This is a genomic window from Paramixta manurensis (genome assembly GCF_013285385.1).
Taxonomy (GTDB): Bacteria; Pseudomonadota; Gammaproteobacteria; order Enterobacterales; family Enterobacteriaceae; genus Paramixta; species Paramixta manurensis.
Genome location: NZ_CP054212.1, coordinates 231,500 through 249,723, shown reverse-complemented (window position 1 = coordinate 249,723; position 18,224 = coordinate 231,500). Strand labels below are relative to the sequence as shown.

19 protein-coding genes are annotated in these 18,224 nt (G+C 53.8%); 5 read left to right on the top strand and 14 right to left on the bottom strand.

The annotated features are described in order from the left end of the window. Positions 1-10: 10 nt before the first annotated feature. The 3 genes from biuH to PMPD1_RS01160 are packed head-to-tail and all read right to left on the bottom strand — an operon-like array spanning position 11 to position 3,485. Positions 11-709, bottom strand: a complete 699-nt coding sequence (biuH, locus tag PMPD1_RS01170) for a biuret amidohydrolase (protein WP_173632335.1) — start codon at positions 707-709, stop codon at positions 11-13. Next, positions 702-2,015 (bottom strand): purine-cytosine permease family protein, encoded by a 1,314-nt coding sequence (locus PMPD1_RS01165; RefSeq protein ID WP_173632334.1) that lies wholly within the window; start codon positions 2,013-2,015, stop codon positions 702-704. Before PMPD1_RS01165 ends, biuH begins: the two co-directional genes overlap by 8 nt. A 39-nt stretch (positions 2,016-2,054) precedes the next feature. Next, complete coding sequence (locus PMPD1_RS01160) at positions 2,055-3,485, bottom strand: amidase (protein WP_173632333.1); 1,431 nt, start codon at positions 3,483-3,485, stop codon at positions 2,055-2,057. A gap of 527 nt (positions 3,486-4,012) precedes the next feature. Between PMPD1_RS01160 and proP the strand changes: the two genes are divergently transcribed. Together proP and hemB are read left to right on the top strand one after the other, a co-directional pair. Then, positions 4,013-5,518, top strand: coding sequence for a glycine betaine/L-proline transporter ProP (gene proP / locus PMPD1_RS01155; RefSeq protein WP_173632332.1), 1,506 nt, complete (start codon positions 4,013-4,015; stop codon positions 5,516-5,518). A 162-nt stretch (positions 5,519-5,680) separates the two neighbouring features. Then, positions 5,681-6,658: a porphobilinogen synthase gene (gene hemB, locus PMPD1_RS01150; protein WP_173632331.1), complete on the top strand. Its 978-nt coding sequence runs from the start codon at positions 5,681-5,683 to the stop codon at positions 6,656-6,658. A 16-nt stretch (positions 6,659-6,674) separates the two neighbouring features. On the opposite strand, the gene PMPD1_RS01145 is transcribed toward hemB, so the two are convergent. From PMPD1_RS01145 to PMPD1_RS01095, 11 genes are all read right to left on the bottom strand, one after another. After that, complete coding sequence (locus tag PMPD1_RS01145; RefSeq protein WP_173632330.1) at positions 6,675-7,007, bottom strand: helix-turn-helix domain-containing protein; 333 nt, start codon at positions 7,005-7,007, stop codon at positions 6,675-6,677. 57 nt (positions 7,008-7,064) lie between these two features. Further along, positions 7,065-7,517, bottom strand: a complete 453-nt coding sequence (locus tag PMPD1_RS01140) for a PTS sugar transporter subunit IIA (RefSeq protein ID WP_173632329.1) — start codon at positions 7,515-7,517, stop codon at positions 7,065-7,067. A 1-nt stretch (position 7,518) separates the two neighbouring features. Beyond that, the gene (locus tag PMPD1_RS01135; protein WP_173632328.1) at positions 7,519-8,883 is read right to left on the bottom strand and encodes a PTS galactitol transporter subunit IIC; all 1,365 of its coding nucleotides are present in this window, start codon (positions 8,881-8,883) and stop codon (positions 7,519-7,521) included. A gap of 3 nt (positions 8,884-8,886) precedes the next feature. Then, positions 8,887-9,168: a PTS sugar transporter subunit IIB gene (locus PMPD1_RS01130; RefSeq protein ID WP_173632327.1), complete on the bottom strand. Its 282-nt coding sequence runs from the start codon at positions 9,166-9,168 to the stop codon at positions 8,887-8,889. A gap of 280 nt (positions 9,169-9,448) precedes the next feature. Continuing rightward, the gene (gene pqqF, locus PMPD1_RS01125) at positions 9,449-11,884 is read right to left on the bottom strand and encodes a pyrroloquinoline quinone biosynthesis protein PqqF (protein WP_173632326.1); all 2,436 of its coding nucleotides are present in this window, start codon (positions 11,882-11,884) and stop codon (positions 9,449-9,451) included. Between the two features lies 1 nt (position 11,885). Next, on the bottom strand, positions 11,886-13,043 hold the full coding sequence (pqqE, locus tag PMPD1_RS01120) for a pyrroloquinoline quinone biosynthesis protein PqqE (protein ID WP_173632325.1): 1,158 nt from the start codon (positions 13,041-13,043) through the stop codon (positions 11,886-11,888). Next, a complete protein-coding gene (gene pqqD / locus PMPD1_RS01115; protein ID WP_173636076.1) occupies positions 13,012-13,290 on the bottom strand; it encodes a pyrroloquinoline quinone biosynthesis peptide chaperone PqqD in 279 nt (92 codons plus the stop codon). The genes pqqE and pqqD overlap by 32 nt, the downstream gene beginning before the upstream one ends. Then, on the bottom strand, positions 13,290-14,045 hold the full coding sequence (pqqC, locus tag PMPD1_RS01110) for a pyrroloquinoline-quinone synthase PqqC (protein WP_173632324.1): 756 nt from the start codon (positions 14,043-14,045) through the stop codon (positions 13,290-13,292). The genes pqqD and pqqC overlap by 1 nt, the downstream gene beginning before the upstream one ends. Positions 14,046-14,048: 3 nt before the next feature. Then, positions 14,049-14,966 carry a pyrroloquinoline quinone biosynthesis protein PqqB gene (gene pqqB / locus PMPD1_RS01105; protein WP_173632323.1) on the bottom strand — a complete coding sequence of 306 codons (918 nt, stop codon included), beginning with the start codon at positions 14,964-14,966 and terminating at the stop codon, positions 14,049-14,051. Positions 14,967-15,024: 58 nt separating this feature from the next. Next, positions 15,025-15,099: a pyrroloquinoline quinone precursor peptide PqqA gene (gene pqqA / locus PMPD1_RS01100; RefSeq protein WP_173636075.1), complete on the bottom strand. Its 75-nt coding sequence runs from the start codon at positions 15,097-15,099 to the stop codon at positions 15,025-15,027. Positions 15,100-15,253: 154 nt separating this feature from the next. Next, entirely contained in the window at positions 15,254-16,291 is a 1,038-nt protein-coding gene (locus tag PMPD1_RS01095; protein ID WP_173632322.1) for a dipeptidase, read from the bottom strand. A gap of 272 nt (positions 16,292-16,563) precedes the next feature. Between PMPD1_RS01095 and PMPD1_RS22640 the strand changes: the two genes are divergently transcribed. Genes PMPD1_RS22640 through PMPD1_RS01085 form a run of 3 tightly spaced genes read left to right on the top strand, consistent with a single transcriptional unit; the run spans position 16,564 to position 18,218 of the window. Further along, positions 16,564-17,466 (top strand): DUF8093 domain-containing protein, encoded by a 903-nt coding sequence (locus PMPD1_RS22640; RefSeq protein WP_354292739.1) that lies wholly within the window; start codon positions 16,564-16,566, stop codon positions 17,464-17,466. A 45-nt stretch (positions 17,467-17,511) separates the two neighbouring features. Continuing rightward, positions 17,512-17,727 carry an HNH endonuclease signature motif containing protein gene (locus tag PMPD1_RS22635; RefSeq protein ID WP_354292737.1) on the top strand — a complete coding sequence of 72 codons (216 nt, stop codon included), beginning with the start codon at positions 17,512-17,514 and terminating at the stop codon, positions 17,725-17,727. A gap of 11 nt (positions 17,728-17,738) precedes the next feature. Beyond that, positions 17,739-18,218, top strand: coding sequence for a YrhA family protein (locus PMPD1_RS01085; RefSeq protein ID WP_173632321.1), 480 nt, complete (start codon positions 17,739-17,741; stop codon positions 18,216-18,218). The last annotated feature ends 6 nt before the right edge of the window (positions 18,219-18,224 follow it).

Here is an 18,224-nt window from a genome sequence, read left to right as displayed (position 1 = left end):
AGCGACAACGTTACACCGTCGGCAAAGTGCCCAGCGCATCCAGCAGCGCCGCCGACTGCGCCACGGCACCGAAAATACCGCCTTGCATATGGATCATACTGATCGCGGCACGGTGATGCGCCACCTCGGTCGCGGCACAGCAATCCTCCAGCACCAGGCACTCATACCCCCGATCGTTTGCTTCACGTAGCGTGGTATGCACGCACACATCCGTGGTAATACCGGTCAGAATCAGGTTACGGATCCCGCGGGTGCGTAAAATCAAATCCAAATCGGTGGCATAGAACGAACCTTTACCGGGTTTATCCACCACCACCTCATCGGGCAGCGGCGCCAGCTCCGGTATAATTTCCCATCCTGGCTCGCCGCGCACTAAAATACGCCCACACGGACCGGCAACGCCGATTTCCGCGCCGATACGTCGTGAACGCCAGCGCTTATTGGCCGGTAAATCACTCAGATCGGGCCGATGCCCTTCGCGGGTATGGATCACCGGAAACCCTGCGGCGCGCATACTCTGTAATACCGCGCGTAGCGGCGCGATGGGCGCGCGCGTTAGCGCAATATCATAACCCATGGTATCAACGTAGCCGCCAGTGCCGCAAAAGTCGGTCTGCATATCAATAATGATCAAGGCGGTATTGTCGGCGCGAAACTGTCCGTCAAACGGCCAACGATAGGGCGTTGAATTAATACAGCCTTCAGACATTGTTCTCTTCTCCTGGCGCCATCATCGGCACTTTGCTGTTGAGTTTAACCAGTGCGGTATAAGCCAACGCGGCGGTCAGCAGGCCGATAATGGCTTCACCAAATGCCGGGAACCAAACATGAGCAACCACGGCGCACAAGCTTCCCACCGCCCAGGCGGCAAAGGCGCTACCACGGAATGTTTGTACCTGACGCAGACGGCTGTATTGCTCCATAAAAATCAAATCGACAATCATTACCGCGCCAAACGGCGGTACCACAACGCCCAGCAGGCTGAGCCAGTTCAGGAAGTAGTGCCAAACGCCTGCCAGCGCCAGCGCGCCGCCAATGACGCCAAGGATAACCGTCCACAGCCGCATTTTGCTGCCGAACAAATGGCTGAAACCGACCGCGCCGTTATACAGGCAATGCGTACAGACCGACCCCAGGTTGATAAACACAAACAGGAAAGCAATCGCCGACAATGCCTGGCCATGGCCCATCAGTAACGGCAGGAAGTTGCCGCCGTTTTGCAGCGGATCGACGGCGGCGCCTGCCGCGACAATCACCACGCCAAACAGATAGGAGATCACATTCGCTAACGGAAAGGCGGAGAAGGCGGCAATCACAGCCGACTTACCGTCTTTAGACCAGCGGGTAAAATCGGCGGTCATGGTACCCGAATCGGCAAAACCGGCAATCACCATGGTCACGGCGGTTCCAATGGTCATTCCACCGGCGACGGCTTCACTGCCGTGCCATTGGGTTATCTGGCTCAGATCGTGGCTATCGGCAATTAACCACAGCGCCACCAGCCCGAGGATCACGTACATCGGCGCGGCAATCATGCCCAACATGGAGAGCGCTCGCACGCCAAGGAAAGTGATAGCGATATACAGCACCATCGCGAACGCGCTCACGCCGAGCTCATTCCAGCCAAACGTTTCATGGATCACCGTACCGGTCAGGCCGGTTTGGAAGGCGTACCAACCAATTACCACCGTCGATAAAAAGCCGGAGACCAAAATGTAACCTTTGCTACCGAAGGTCCGTTTCGCCTGTAAGGCGAAGTTCAGGCCGGTACTCCCGGCAAAATAGCTCAGCGCGCCCACGTAGCCAAACAGCACCAAGTTACCGAGCAAAATGGCGTAAATCGCCGGCCAGAATCCCAGGTGCCAAGTGATGATGCCGCCAAACAACGCATTGGTGAGGATCATCGGGAAACCAAACCAGACGGCGGAAACAGAGCGCGTCGAATGACGGTGGCTGAGCGGTACCGGTCCGTGTTCAAACTCCTGCTCCAGCTTCGATTGTTTATCTGCTTTCATAGTGAATTCCAGGTCAATGAGTCAACGGTTGCGCGTGCGTTAAAGCACGCCCGGTTTATGAGCGCCCCACGGCTGCGCGCGCTCAAATGCCGCGCTAGCGGCAAGCACGGTGGCATCATCCAAATGCCTTCCCACCAGTTGTAAGCCAACCGGTAATCCTGAAGCGGTAAAACCTGCCGGTACCGACGCGGCGGGCTGGCCGGTTAAATTCAACGGAAAGCAGAACGCCAGCCATTGATGGCTGCCGACCATGCGTCCGTCGATGATTTCCGGGCCTTGCATATTGAGAGGAAACGGCGGTGTGGCGAGCGTCGGGGTCAACAGCAGATCGTAGCGCTGCATAAAACGCCACAGGCTATTCACCACCGCTTTACGGGTGGTGATAGCGTTGGTGAACTCTTCCGCACGCCAGTGGCGGTTCAACATCGCCACCAAATGCGGCGACATTTTGCTGCCGTATTCCGGCAACCGGCGGCGTAATCCGGCCAAGTCAGTATCCAACGCGACCAGTGCGGCAAACGCCTCGGAAGGGTCGTCAAAACCAGGATCAGCCTCTTCGACAATGCAGCCCAGGTCGCGCTCAAAGACGCGTGCCGCGTTACCGACAATCTTCCGTACTTCCGGGTCGACGGCGGCGTAACCCCAGTCGGCGCTATAGGCGATGCGCAGCCCTTTAATATCGCGCTTCGTCGCCGCCTGCCAATCCACATCTCCGGCCGGAATCGAGTGACGATCACGCATATCCGGCCCGGCAATGGTCGCCATCATCAACGCGGCATCGCTAACGGTCCGCGTCATCGGCCCAATGTGTTCTAAAGACTCCCAACTTGAGACGCCAGGGTAGCGCTCATCACGACAACCGGGGTACAGCGGCACGCGCCCCATTGAAGCCTTAAACCCATAAATCCCGCAGTGCGCCGCCGGAATGCGCACCGAGCCGCCGCCATCACTGCCGAGCGCCAGCGGACACATGCGAGCCGCCAACGCCACGCCAGAACCGGCGCTTGAGCCGCCCGGCGTCAGATCGGTATTCCACGGGTTACGCGGTGAGGGAAATAGCGGGTTATGCCCTACGCCGCTGTAGCCAAATTCAGGCGCGGTGGTTTTCCCCAGAATAATCGCGCCCGCCTTTCTAACCCGCTCCACCACGATGTCGTCCTCTTCCGGCACGAAATCACGATAGAGATACGAGCCAGAGGTGGTCTTTATCCCGGCGGTGCAAATCAGATCTTTCACCGCCAGCGGAACCCCCGCCAATGGCCCAACCGCCTCACCACGCGCCAGTTTCTCATCCAGCGCTCGCGCATCCGCCAGCGCCTGTTCGGTGGTTGGGGTACAAAAAGCGTGTAGTGTCGGTTCCAGTTGCTGCATACGCGCAACCGAGGCTTGCGTAACTTCGCTGGCGGACAATTCGCGTTGGCGTATCAACCGGGCCAGTTCAGTGGCTTCTAAATCCAGTATCTCCTGCATTAGCGCGCACCTTTATCAATCAGAGAGGGTTACCCACCTCTGTGCATAAAGCAGGCCAGAATGAGAAAAGCGAGGTAAAAAAAGCGCCCGATCTCCGCGCCAGGGCAGGTGGATACCGACATGGATACAAGATGGAGCACCAGATATAACCCGCGAACAACCACAACGGCCGGTGGCTGACGGGCGCTACGACTGCACAAATAAAAGGCAACGTTGCACCATCGACAGACGGCGAACGCCGTGCGCCAGCAACATAACAGAATAGCGATAAGCGCCGAATTACCCCGTTTTCATCCCGCATGGCAGCGCGTTTCCAGCCTAAAAATGACATTAGGGGTGCTCAGACGATATACTATGTGGCGAAAGGGCATCCGTTACCTGACGGAATTATTTAATATGTGCTCTTTTGCGATGACCCGTGTGGTCTATGTTTAATTTTCTCAACGCCGCGGTCTGACTCGGTTCAGCTATCGGTCCGCGACCTTGAGGACTTTTCTTTTTCGGTAAGAAAATACAGGGCGATTTATATGAAGCTACGTAGGAAGCGTGTAAAGCCAATCGCGTTAGATGATGTCACCATCATTGATGATGCGCGTTTGCGTAAAGCCATTACCGCGGCATCTCTGGGCAACGCGATGGAATGGTTTGATTTCGGTGTATACGGTTTTGTGGCTTATGCACTCGGTAAGGTCTTTTTCCCCGGCGCCGATCCTGGCGTACAGATGATTGCCGCACTGGCAACCTTCTCTGTTCCCTTTTTAATCCGTCCGCTTGGCGGGCTGTTCTTCGGTATGCTTGGCGACAAATATGGCCGCCAAAAAATCCTCTCGATTACCATTGTCATTATGTCGATCAGTACCTTCTGTATCGGCTTAATTCCCTCCCATGCATCCATTGGTATCTGGGCGCCAATCTTGCTGCTGCTCGCCAAAATGGCACAGGGTTTTTCGGTGGGCGGAGAGTATACCGGGGCGTCAATCTTTGTCGCCGAATACTCACCTGACCGTAAGCGCGGCTTTATGGGCAGTTGGCTCGACTTCGGTTCCATCGCCGGTTTTGTCTTGGGCGCAGGCGTGGTGGTACTGATCTCAACCATCATTGGTGAAGAACGTTTCCTCGCTTGGGGCTGGCGCCTGCCGTTCTTCCTTGCGCTGCCGCTGGGGATTATCGGGCTCTATCTGCGCCATGCGCTAGAAGAAACCCCGGCCTTCCAACAGCATGTCGATAAACTGGAGCAAGGCGATCGCGAAGGTCTGCGCGAAGGGCCGAAAGTGTCGTTTAAAGAGATTGCGACACGTCACTGGAAAAGTTTGTTGGCCTGTATCGGTCTGGTGGTGTCGACCAATGTGACCTACTACATGTTGCTCACTTATATGCCTAGTTATCTGTCGCATAACCTGCATTACTCGGAAGACCATGGCGTATTAATTATCATCGCCATCATGCTGGGTATGCTGTTTGTTCAACCGGTAATGGGTTTGCTGAGTGACCGTTTCGGCCGCCGTCCGTTTGTCATTATCGGTAGTATTGCGCTGCTGTTGTTCTCCATCCCCTCCTTTATGTTGATTAACAGCAACGTCATCGGGCTGATTTTCGCCGGTCTGTTAATTATGGCGGTGATCCTCAACGCGTTTACTGGCGTCATGGCTTCGTCGTTACCGGCGATGTTCCCCACCCATATCCGCTACAGCGCCTTAGCCAGCGCGTTTAATATCTCCATCTTGGTGGCGGGTCTGACGCCTACCGTGATCGCCTGGCTGGTAGAAACCACTAACAACCTGTATATGCCCGCTTATTACCTGATGGTGTTTGCGGTTATCGGGTTGATTACCGGCGTCATGATGAAAGAGACGGCGAATAAACCGCTGCAAGGCGCGACGCCGGCAGCCTCGGATATTGAAGAAGCTCGGGAAATTTTGCAGGAGCATCACGACAATATTGAAAGCAAGATCGAAGATATTAATGACGAGATCGCTCGTCTGGAAGAGAAGCGTAAGCATCTGATTCAGCAGCATCCAGACATCAACGAATAAGCTTTCTCACCGCCCATCGCGCTCGTTGGCCGGGCGCGATGGCGACACAAATCGCAACGCAAAAAGCCATTAATGTTCATCTTGTTGCCCTCAATGGTTCAACCTCGCGGGCAAAAAAAGAGTAAACTTAACGCTACTTTTTTCTTCACAATAGCCACCATTATGTCTGACTTCTCATTGATTAACCGCCCCAGAAGGCTGCGCAAAAGCGCCGCGCTACGCAGCCTGTTCCAGGAAACCTCTTTAAGCCTCAATGATCTGGCGCTGCCTATTTTCGTTGAAGAAGGCGTGGATGATTATAAGCCAATCGAGGCGATGCCCGGCGTGATGCGGATTCCTGAAAAACGCCTGGCATACGAAATTGAGCGCATTGCCAAAGCCGGTATCCGTTCCGTGATGACATTTGGCATTTCGCACCATACCGATGCTACCGGTAGCGATGCCTGGCAAGAAAATGGGCTGGTGGCGCGTATGTCGCGCATCTGTAAAGAGACGGTGCCGGAAATGATCGTCATGTCCGACACCTGTTTCTGCGAATACACCTCGCATGGTCACTGCGGCGTTCTCTGCGATCATGGCGTGGATAATGATGCCACTCTGGTTAACCTCGGAAAACAAGCGGTGGTCGCCGCGCATGCTGGCGCCGATTTTATCGCCCCGTCTGCCGCAATGGACGGCCAGGTTGCGGCAATCCGCCGTGCGCTGGATGAAGCCGGCTTTACCGATACCGCCATCATGTCTTACTCCACCAAGTTTGCCTCTTCATTTTACGGCCCGTTCCGTGAAGCGGCAGGCACCGCGCTGAAAGGCGATCGTAAGACCTATCAGATGAACCCGATGAACCGCCGTGAAGCCATTCGCGAGTCATTAATTGATGCCGCCGAAGGCGCGGATTCACTGATGGTAAAACCTGCCGGCGCTTATCTGGATATTCTGCGTGAGATTCGCGATCGTACTGAACTGCCGCTGGCGGCTTATCAGGTAAGCGGAGAGTACGCGATGATTAAGTTCGCCGGTCAGGCTGGCGCGATTAACGAACGTGATGTAATACTGGAAAGCCTGGGCGCGATTAAACGTGCCGGTGCGGATATTATTTTCAGCTACTTTGCGCTCGAACTGGCGGAAAATAACCTGCTGTAGGACAAATTAGCGCCCGCTACTTTTGATCGGGCGCTTTTTTTACCTGACCGCTAATGCTGGTCATTTCATATTGGCTGGCGGGGTCCATCGCATCGACCGCTTTTTGCAGTTCGGACAATGCAAACTTCAGCGAGGCCACTTCCTCGCGTAGCGCCTGCACTTCCTGTTCGCGCGTCATCCCACGGTTAGCGCGAGGAAATGCATCAAAAACATCTTCCTCGCGAAACATACGAACCTGACGGTTATCCACCGCAACCAACTGATACTTCAGCCGCCCGCTGTTGATAGCGTTATAGATGGTTTTACGACTCACCATCGCTAACTCAATCACATCGCTGATTCGTAACATCCTGGACTCCTCGGGCTCCGGCGCCGGCTTCACGTGCGAAGGCATAACCCGAGTATTCTAGCTCGTTACAACCGCGCCAGTGAACACTTTTGCAATCGCCTCCGGCGTCATTTTGCAGATATCGTTAACCCGCTCTCTTTCCGCCAGTAACGCAAACAACGATTGGATAATCGCCACCTTTTCGCAATCCGGCGCGATGGCCATCATAACCACCACCTCCGGTACCACCACCGCTTCAGGCTCGTCGGTGCGATGAAATTCCACGCCAGCCTGGTTGATAGCAATCGCGAACCCGGTGTGATTGACGTGTTCAAACTCGGTGTGCGGAATGGCGACGCTATGGGTTTCCATATAAATACCGGTGGGATAGATTTTTTCCCGCGCCAGCACGCCTTCCAGAAAGCTGGCTTTCACCAGCCCATCGGCCTGCAGGCTATCCGCCAGTTGGCTGAGTAAGTCGTTCCGACTGATGGCCTGAGTTACGGTAAACACTCGATTTGCGCTAAACATATTATTTCTCGGTTTGCGTGGCGGCATCCGCCATCTGTTCATTTTCCTGCGCCAGTTTGCGACGGTTCCACACCATCAAACCCGCGGTAAACAGGGTGAGAATACCGACCCCAATCGCTTTAAAGTAGAAGCTCTGGATAATCACCCACGGCAGCATCGCACCGGCATAATCCACGCTACTGATACTGGTGGTGCCCTGCGGTAATGAGAAACCGGTACTGACCGCCGTACTGGTGACAATCGGTGCCAGACTGGTGCCAATTAACAGCGCCAGGCTCAGGGTCAGCAAACCGGTCAGTAAGGTGCGGAACATGTCGCCACGGCAAACCGCAGTAACCAACACAAAGGCGAACGGCAGACCGGTAAGCGAGGCGAAAGGCAGGAATTGGTTACCCGGCACGATAGCCGCCAGCACCAGCATAATCGGGATCATTAACATAGAAACCGATAAGGTAACCGGATGCCCAACGCTGACCGCCGAATCAAGCCCGATAGCGATTTTCCCGAATGAACCAGCGCGAGACTGAGCAATCTCTTGAATGCGTTCGCTGATCGGATAAACCCCTTCCATCAGCATTTTCGCCATGCGTGGAATAATGGTCATTACTGCCGCCATCGTAATCGCGGTTTGCAGAATCGCCTTAACCTCAATACCGGCAATAATCCCCAACAGTGCGCCAATAATCGCGCCCAGCGAGGCCGGATCGCCCAACAGCGCCAAACGTTTCTGAATCACTTCGGTATCAATTTTAATATCGCGTACGCCCGGTATGCGATCGACAATGACGTTGACCAGCCAAGCCGCAGGAACAAATGAGGCAGAAAAACCATGCGGCACCGAGATAGAGGGGAGATTCAGGTATTTTTCGACATCGCCGCTGGTACGGTCGGCAATCACCATCGTGATAATGCAGTTCAGCGCGGCGGCGAAAACGCCAAGCCACAGGCTATTGGTAATGATGGTGACCAGCGATCCGGTAAAAGCATGATGCCACAAGTTCCAAATATCTACGTTCAGCACCCGGGTGGTTTTGGTGTACAACATCAGTACATTAATCGCCACGCAGACCGGGATCACTAATGCACCGACGCGTGTCCCCATCGCCACCGCTGCAGCCGCTGGCCAACCCACGTCCAATACCGTCAGGTTAAGACCAAAACGCTCAACAATGGCATGGCTGACGGGCGTCAGTGAGTCAACCATCAGGTTGACCGTGATACTCAGGCCGATAAAACCAATCCCCACCATCAACCCGGCTTTAATCGCTTTCGTCAGCGGCAAGCGTAAGATCACGCCGAGGATAATGAATATGAGCGGCATCATGACCGATGCCCCTAAATTCACAATGTAATCAATGATAAACATGGCTTAACCCTCGGCGAGAATTAACTCTTTTACACGGCTAAACACCGCGTCGGTTCCCATTCCGGTTAATAACGGCAGCGCGTTGACCACCGGTACAGAAAGCGACACTGGCGAGGTGGAGACGATGAAGTCCAGATCATCGCGGGTTTTGGCTTCAGCAACCGTCCCTTGTGAAATACGCACTTTATCCAACAGATTTTCTTTTTTCAGATAGTCCTGGAGTTTATTTAATGCCACGGTGCTGGTGGCAACGCCTGCGCCGCAGCAAATCATCAGATGTTTCATGGTTATTCTCCTGTGTCGATGTGAAGAGAATTAAAGCACGCGGCACGCAGAGGAAGTGTGATCACTGTGTAATTTTACACACTAAGTACACACAAGCGAAACGGAAGCAAGATTAACCATTTGATTAATAATTAGTTACTGACGGAAGGTAAGGAAATAGCGTGATAAAAATGTGATGTGTATCTGGTTTTTTGACACGATCGAGGTGAAATTCTGCACGCTCCACCAATCGTCCTTTGCTTATCCAGAAATATCAGAAGGAATCACACGCGATTGAAAACTACGGTAAGAAACCGGGCGCGCTGGCCAATTGCACGCGGCATTCAGGCTGTTCACGTAAGCGCTGGTGGTAATGCAGGAGTTGGGCCCGATCGCATTGCGCAAGCTGCACCTCGCTAATCGAAGGCGTGTCGTGCCGCATTCTCTGCCAGTATTCCCTGGCGCGCGTTAAGCTATCTGCCGCTGTAGCACGCAAGGCATTACGCAGCGTGGTGCGTTTCTGTTCCCACGCCGCCTCGCTTAAGCGCTCAAGATCGTGGGTGACCTCAGCCAAAAAGCGCTCGATAAACGCCAGCAACGCTTCAATACCATAGCGTGGCGATTGCAACGCAAACAAAATCCCCGCGCGATCGGCGCTTTGATGAAAACGGCAACTGACCACGTAGCCCACTTGTTGTTGCTCACGCAGGCGCTGAAAAAACAGCGGCTCGTACACCAGGGCCAACAGACGCCATGCCGCCAGACAGGCAGCGGTATTTTCCACTAGCGGGCAAAACAGTAATAACGCCGCGTCTCCCTCTACCGCCGGTAACAAGTGTTGTTGCCCTGCCGGTGGCGGGATCGCAGTGGTGGCCTGCGGCTGATTTATTTGACCGGGAAAACGTGAAAGCAGGTGCGCCAGTTGCTGTCGCAGCGCATCATCACCGCCAGCCAGGCAGGCCTCCCATCCGCGTTGTGGCAAAGCGTCAAGCGGCGGGCCATCATGTGTTTCATTCCTGAGCACGCGCGGTAACAGGCTAAGCAGGGCGCGAATCGAGACATCTGCGCGTTGCGCTCGCCGCCAGGCGCGTTCACCCTGTGCGTAAACCGCCCCGGACAACGCGGTTAATGATTCAATAGCGGCCGCCAGCGCAACCGGCAATAACGCCGCTTCGCCGCGTATCTGGAAATACCAAACGCCCTGATGTTCCGCCATCAGCAACTGGCCGCCGCGATGCAGTATGTCGCCCGCCACGCTGCGTAACGCCGTCTGCATCAAATACCCTTGCGCATCGCTAACCATGGCGCCAAACGCCGGGCGTAGCAGTAATACCGGTTGATCGCCTGGCACCTCAATCGCGGTTAATGGCACCGAAGCGTCCGGTAACGTCGGTGGCGTTAGCGCGCGTCCGGGCGTAAAAAAGCCCAGCGTCGGCACCGGAACAGGCAGGCTGGCGGGCGTTTCCTCTAGCACACGCATTGGTAGCCGAAAGCCTTGCGTTTCCACCTCCTGCGTGGCGGCCTGTTCCGCGCTCCACAGACGCGTCATTTGTCGCTCCGTCAATTGCGGCAATAAATGCGACCAACTCAGCAGGATGTCATCCGCTTTAGCCGGTGGCGGAAAGCCCATCGCCCGCTGCCGCAATTGTTCCAGCGGCGGCAGGCGCCAAAAAGCGCGCCGGGCCAGGCTCGCGTAATGTAACAACCGGGCGGATGAGAGTGCGGGTAACATTGCCAGCCAATGTAGAAACCAGGCTTCCGTAGTACGCGCCACCGCGTAATCGGGCGAGGTAAGGCTGAACTCCAGCGTCACAATAGCGGCCTGAGCGGTGCGATAAGGGTTAAGCAGACGAATCTCTTCGCAGAGTTCGGCAGCGCGTAGCGCCGCCAGCAGGCTATTTTGAGATTCATCAAGCGCCAGTTGCTGCAACAGCATCAGCGCTTCGGCATCGCGCGCGTTCCACTCTCTAAGCCAAAAGCTCAGGCGTAAACAGGCTGCGCCTTCCGCGCACGCAAGCGCAAAACCATAGGGTAAATTAATCGGCCCGGGCAACGCGAACGGCGCGGCGGGTGGCGCACTGGCGGCAAACGCGCTCCCGAACTGCTGCGCCAACGCCGCCAATTCGGCGCAGGATTGCGGCCCCTGAAGCCACAAAACCATATTTCCCGCGTGGTAAAAACGCTGGTGGTAATGCCATAACGCCTGGCGCAACGCGGGAATATCATCGCCAAAGCTCGCTTGATTGCCGACATGAAAACGCCGCATAGCCGGTAGCGCGCCAAAGGCGTAATCGGTTGCCGCATCACACCGGGTTTCCGCGTGGTTTTTCAGCAGTTGATACTCGGCGTCGATCACCGTCACTTCATGGCGCAACGCCTCTTCCGTCAGCAACGGAGCCGCCAGCATATCCACTAGGCGGGCCACGCCATCGGCCAACTTATCCGCCGACACTTCAAAGAAAAAAGCGGTTGAGGCCGCTTGCGTGGTGGCGTTGACCCGCCCCCCCTCCGCCTGTACCCACGCCATAAGACGAGCATGGTGAGTAAAGGCCGCGCTGCCGTTGAACACCATATGCTCCAACAGGTGCGCAAGACCAGGCCAGGCTTCCGGTTCATGGTGGCTACCGGCATCAATCTGTACTAATGCCGCGCCGCGTGGCGCGTGTGGCTGGTGATGCAGATGTACCCGCAGACCGTTTGCCAGCGTTAACTGCGCCTCATCCGCTGCGTCGCACATCTTAGCCCTTAAAGATCAATTGAGAATTAACGCGGTTACGGAATTGCAGTTGGTTAATTTGCATCGTGGTGCAGTTCGCCTGCTCACGCGCCGCCAAGATTTTACCGTGGTGTGGCGATTTCGAGCAGACCGGATCGGCATTGTCGGCATTACCGGTCAACATAAATGCCTGGCAACGGCAGCCGCCAAAATCTTGCTCTTTTTCCGAACAAGAACGGCAGGGCTCCGGCATCCAGTCAAAGCCGCGATAGCGGTTGAAGCCGAAAGATTCATACCAGATGTGCTGTAAGTCATGCTCCAGCACCGACGGAAACGCCACCGGCAACTGGCGGGCGCTGTGGCAAGGTAGCGCAGTGCCTTCTGGTGTCACGCTAAGGAAAATCGCGCCCCACCCTCCCATACAGCCTTTTGGCCGCTCTTCATAATAGTCGGGCGTGACAAACAACAGGTTGGCCAGGTTACCGCTCTCCGCCATTTTTGCGCGATAGTCCTTCACCACCGCTTCCGCGTTAGCAATCTGCTGGCGGGTTGGCAGCAAACCTTCACGATTAAGCTGCGCCCAACCATAAAACTGGCAAGTCGCCAGTTCTACATCGTCGGCTTCAAGCTGGATGCAGAGCTCGATGATGCGATCGATCTGATCGATATTATGGCGGTGCAAAACAAAGTTAAGCACCATCGGGTAGCCATGTTTTTTCACCGCTTTCGCCATGGCGAGTTTTTGCTGAAACGCCTTCGCCGAACCGGCCAGCGCCGCGTTTAAGGTTTCATCGCTGGCCTGGAAGCTGATCTGAATATGGTCCAACCCGGCCTGCGCGAAAGTATCCAGCTTCTTCTCGGTCAGACCAATGCCTGAGGTAATCAGGTTGGTATAAAACCCCATATCATGCGCAGCGGCGATCAACTCCGCCAAATCTTTACGTACCAGCGGCTCACCGCCGGAAAAACCGAGCTGAACGCTGCCCATCGCGCGCGCCTGTTTGAACACCGCGATCCACTGTTCGGTGGTGAGCTCTTGATCCTGCTGCGCGAAATCCAGCGGGTTGGAGCAATAGGGGCATTGCAGCGGACAACGGTAGGTTAACTCCGCCAGTAACCAGAGCGGGGGATTAACCGTCGGCTTTTGTTCACTCACTGAAAATGATCCACTTCTGTTCATAAGCTTGACCAAAAAATTCTTTTACATCGTCGCCGATGCCCTGCGCATCAGGGAAACGCGCTTCCAGTTCGGCAATAATGTCAGCAATACGGCGCTTGCCGTCCACCAACTGTAAAATTGCCGCCGCGCTCTCGTTCAGTTTCGCCATCCCTTCCGGATAAAGCATCACATGGCTATTTTGCGCCTGCTCCCACTGCAACCGGAAACCACGGCGAAACGCCGGTAACTGCTGCGAAGTTATCTCCATCACAGTAACCTCTCCTTGTGCCATACCGGCTGTTGCGTCACGGTATGATACGGTTGCCGTTTCAGTTCATACGCCATGGTCATTGCGTCCAGCATGCTCCATAGAATATCGAGCTTGAACTGAAGGATTTCTAACATGCGTTGCTGCTTTTCTACGCTATCGCAATACTCCAACGCCAATTGCAGCCCGTGCTCTACATCGCGGTTGGCCTGGCTCAGGCGGCTGCGGAAATAGCCATAGCCTTCCGCTTCAATCCACTGATAGTGTTGCGGCCAGCTATCCAGCCGTGCCTGATGGATTTGCGGAGCGAACAGTTCGGTCAATGAACTACAGGCGGCCTCTTGCCAGTTTGCACGCCTGGCGAAATTGACATAGGCATCGACGGCAAAGCGAACTCCCGGCAGCACCCTCTCTTCCGACAAGATAGTTTCGCGCGCCAGCCCTACCGCCTCGCCCAGCCGTAGCCAGGCTTCGATACCGCCATCGTTATTTCCCTGGCCGTCGTGATCGAGGATGCGTTGCACCCATTTGCGGCGCACTTCCGGGTGCGGACAATTCGCCATGATTGCCGCATCTTTTAGCGGGATACTGGTTTGGTAATAAAAACGGTTGGCAACCCAGCCTTGAATTTGCTCACGCGTCGCCTCACCGTTATGCATGGCGATGTGGTACGGGTGGTGGATATGGTAATAAGCGCCTTTTGCCCGTAAGGCCTGTTCGAACTCGGCGGGCGACAGCGGTTGCGACTGTTTCATTGGCTATTCCTGGGTGTTAATCATCATTCCATCCCAGCTGACCTCAATGCCCTGGCGCGTCAGCATGTGACGTTCGGCAGAGTCTTCATCAAGGATGGGATTGGTGTTGTTAATATGAATAAGAATCTTGCGCTTCGCCGGTAGCGAGGCCAGCAGTTTGACTAAGCCATTCTCTTCCGCTAACGCTAAGTGCCCCATATCTTTGCCGGTGTTGTGGCCCACGCCGGTATTCGCCAGTTCGTTATCCTGCCATACCGTGCCATCAATCAGCAGATGGTCCGCTTTCTCCAGCCACTTCATCAGGTGGTTGTCCGGCTCGCCGAGGCCCGGCGCATACAGCACTGTTTTGCCGTTGGCGGTATCTTCGATAAATAACGCAATGTTATGTCCTGGCAGCGGCTGGTTGCGATAGCGCGAATAGGGCGGCGCGTTGCTAAGTAAGGGAATGGCGGTGAAACGAATAGTTGGGCACACCGAGACGCTGAATGGCTCAGAAGGCACAATCGGATGATGCACCAGGCCGCCATTCCAGTGCGACAGCATGGTAAACACCGGAAAACCGGTGGTGAGATCCTCATGCACTTCCGGGGTACACCAGACCTGATGCGGGCACCCTTCGCGTAAATTAAGCAACCCGGCACAGTGATCGATCTGGCTATCGGTAAGGATAATCGCGCCAATACCGGTTCCGCGTAGCACTTCGGGTTTATTTAATTCCGGCGCCGCGCGAAGCTGATGACAAATATCCGGTGAGGCGTTACACAGCACCCAGTCCTGACCGTTATCGCTGACGGCAATGGATGATTGCGTGCGCGCGGAGGCGTTTAGCGTGCCATTACGCACGCCCTGGCAATTTTTGCAGTTGCAGTTCCACTGTGGGAAACCTCCACCTGCGGCAGAACCAAGAACTTTAATCTGCATGTGAAAACCGAAAGGATAAAAAGAAACATGCCCACAGTGTAGTTGTGGGCATGGAAGATTAGCGGTTAGAAATGTAAAGGGTTACTTCTAAGCCTAAACGCAGGTCAACAAACTCAGGTTTGGTCCACTTCATATTGTCTCTCCTCATTGCGGTAAAAATAACGTATCTGTCGGCGAGGTACGCTTTCAGACGCGGTTCACGAGCAACATCGGCCCGTTGATGAGCGAGGATGTTGCAGCAGAGTAACAATCATAGCAACGCCTGAGGACGGCAGGAGAAAAAAATGTTACCTTCCCCACGTCTGCTTCAGTACGCGTAACCAGTTACGCCACGCCAGCTTTTCGATAACGGCCTCGCTAAAACCTGCCTGTGTTAAAGCCTGTAATAACAAGGGTAAACCGGCAACATCGCCCAGTTCATCCGGCACATTAATGCCGTCAAAATCTGAGCCGAAACCCACACGATCTTCGCCCAGTTTATCGATCAGCCAGGCAAGATGTTTTACAATTTCTGTTATTGGCGTGTTACCGTCCCGTTTACCATCGGCGCGCAGAAAGGCGGTGCCGAAATTTACCCCAACCAAACCATCACTGGCGGCGATCGCTGCTAATTGCCGATCGGTTAGGTTGCGCGGCTGTGGACATAAAGCATGGGCATTGGAATGCGTCGCCACCAGCGGCGCCTGGCTAATCTCCGCCGTTTGCCAGAACGCTTTCTCATTCATATGGGAAAGGTCAATCATAATGCCAAGCTGGTTGCAGCGTTGTAGCAACGCGCGCCCGGCGGCGGTCAATCCTTCACCGCTATCAGGCGAGCCGGGAAAGCCACCGCTGACGCCAACACCAAACTGGTTAGGTGTATTCCAAAATGGCCCAAGGCTACGTAGACCGAGTTGCCAGAACCTGTCCAACAATTTCAGTTCCGGATCTAATGCCTCCGCGCCTTCAATATGCATGACCATTGCCAGGATATTATTTGCCAGGCAATGTTCAATCTCTGCGACCGTGCGGCAAATTTTCGCGCGTCCTTCAGCGGCGCTTTCCAGACGCTGTAAAATGGCGATCTGCGCTTCGACGATGGCCAGCGGTTGATGGTTGCCCACTGCTTCTTTACGCGCCTGGGCCACATAGTCTGCCGGTGGCACGAACACTGCGAACAGACCGCCAACCATTCCTCCGCGGCGTAGACGAGGAAAATCGATATGCCCGCCCGCCTCTCCGTTAAAGAAGGGCTGTTCAGGTGGCGTAGTCGCCGCATGTAGCCAAAGACGCAGCAGGAGATCGTTATGGCCGTCAAACACCGGCATGGGCTTTTTTTCTGACATAGGATCGGTGCCTTGGTTGGAAAACGGAGGAAATAGCGAATGTTTAGGGCGCTAAAAGCATAGCGATCGGCGTAAGGTTTCGCAAATCGTTGGGCGGAGAGTAGTATTGAGAATAACTTATCATCTGGCGTGATTTATTTATTCCGCATAATAATGGATTTTTATTAAATAGCCATTAGCGTAACGTTTTCTATTAATAAAAATTGGGCTTACTAAAGCGATAGAAAAAATATAATATACCTGTATCTGAGCGCAGCCAAAAGGAACCGGTAATGAGCGTCAGTTTGCCTGGGTGTGATCTTTTTTATCTACCACGTGATAATCTTGCGCCGGAGCGCTATGCGTTAATCACGCAGCCTATTATCGCACGGCGTTATATTTGCGATCATTATGAGTTTTTCGATGAGAATACCAGCCCTCATATTATCGCTATGCGTCATCGGTATTCATCACTCTCAACTCTTCATCAGCCTGCTGGCGGGAAACTGGCGCAAGAACGTCTTAAAAGAATGGTGTTACACGGTCAGGTTATTATGCTTGATCGCTATAGTGCGCCCGGTCGGCTGTTTTATATTGATGATCAGGGGCAGTTGATTTGTCGGCATCCCTGGTTATTCGAATTAAGCGGCGCGGATCATATTATTCGGGCGTATCGTGATTCAGTGGCTTGTCGCGACTATCGCCATCATGGCGGCAAGCCGCAGGCGACATCATTTACCGTTTACGCTTACGGTTCTGCCTCCACATCAGACTTTTCTCCTCAACAGGCCTCGTCACCACAAACGTTTAACGCCATTAATAGTAAAATGGCCGGTCGCCTGTTAGCCGCAGGCGGCATTTATCATCAGAATCCACAGATGTACGCCGAAACCGCCCGTCAGTTAGGCGGTGAGGCCGCAGCAGGGTTTGATCAAGTTCTGAATCAACAAACGGCTGGCTCTCTGATAGCCTTGAGCAGTTTACTGGCAGCAGGACGGCTCGCTGTACACCCTGCATCGATTACTGAATTGGAAAAATTAAAGCATTTTTTGGGGAGTTATAAAGGAGAAAAGACGTTACTGCAAAATATTGAGGTAGTGAAAATGTATTATATCAAACGTCCTGCTGAGGAACGTCTCATGCTTAGGCGTGAATTTGACAGAGAGCGTAAAAAGTTTCTTAAATTCATAGCGTAAAATCCACAGGTTCATAAGAAACTTAGCAATGACGATATTAAAAGAATGCGTGACGGGAATAACCCTATTGACTGGGAGGTTCATCATAAGTTCCCGTTGGATGATAGTGGAACCAACGCTTTCGGCAATCTTGTTTTAATCAAAAAATCGCCCGAACATGTTATGTTTACAACAGCGCAACAAAAAATTTCTCGCGCGATGACGGCTGGAGGGAAAACAGAGGTTTTATGGCCTATTCCCAAAGGCGTGATCTATCCATAAGGATGAAGATAATGGTGAAGAAAACGTTAGCTAGCGTCGCCGAAGAATTAAAAATAATTGCAAAAACGTTGGGTTATCCGGCTAATCCTGGCAATACAGGCAAACACACATCGCTGATGGCTATTGAGGAGACCGGAGCTAATTTAGATGACTTTTGGCAGCAGTATCTAGCTCTTATGGCATTAATCGATGGTTTTTCTATTGATGGTTTTTCTATCTACGGTTTGCGCAGCTATCGAAATGAACATAATAATTTCTTTGAATATAACAATGGTGCTTCCCGAACCAACGAGCCAAATACAAAAGAAAGCGCTTCATTGCTTTTGATTGGCTCAACGGGAACGGATTTATTTGTCTACGATATGTCTTCAGAACGATGGGAAGCTCGCGATCGTATTGCCATTGATGAGGCCTATGAAAGCTACGCCAGCCTCGCAGAATTAATTGAAAGCATTACTCTTCGGATAAAAAATGCTAACCAACTGGAATAAGGCGCT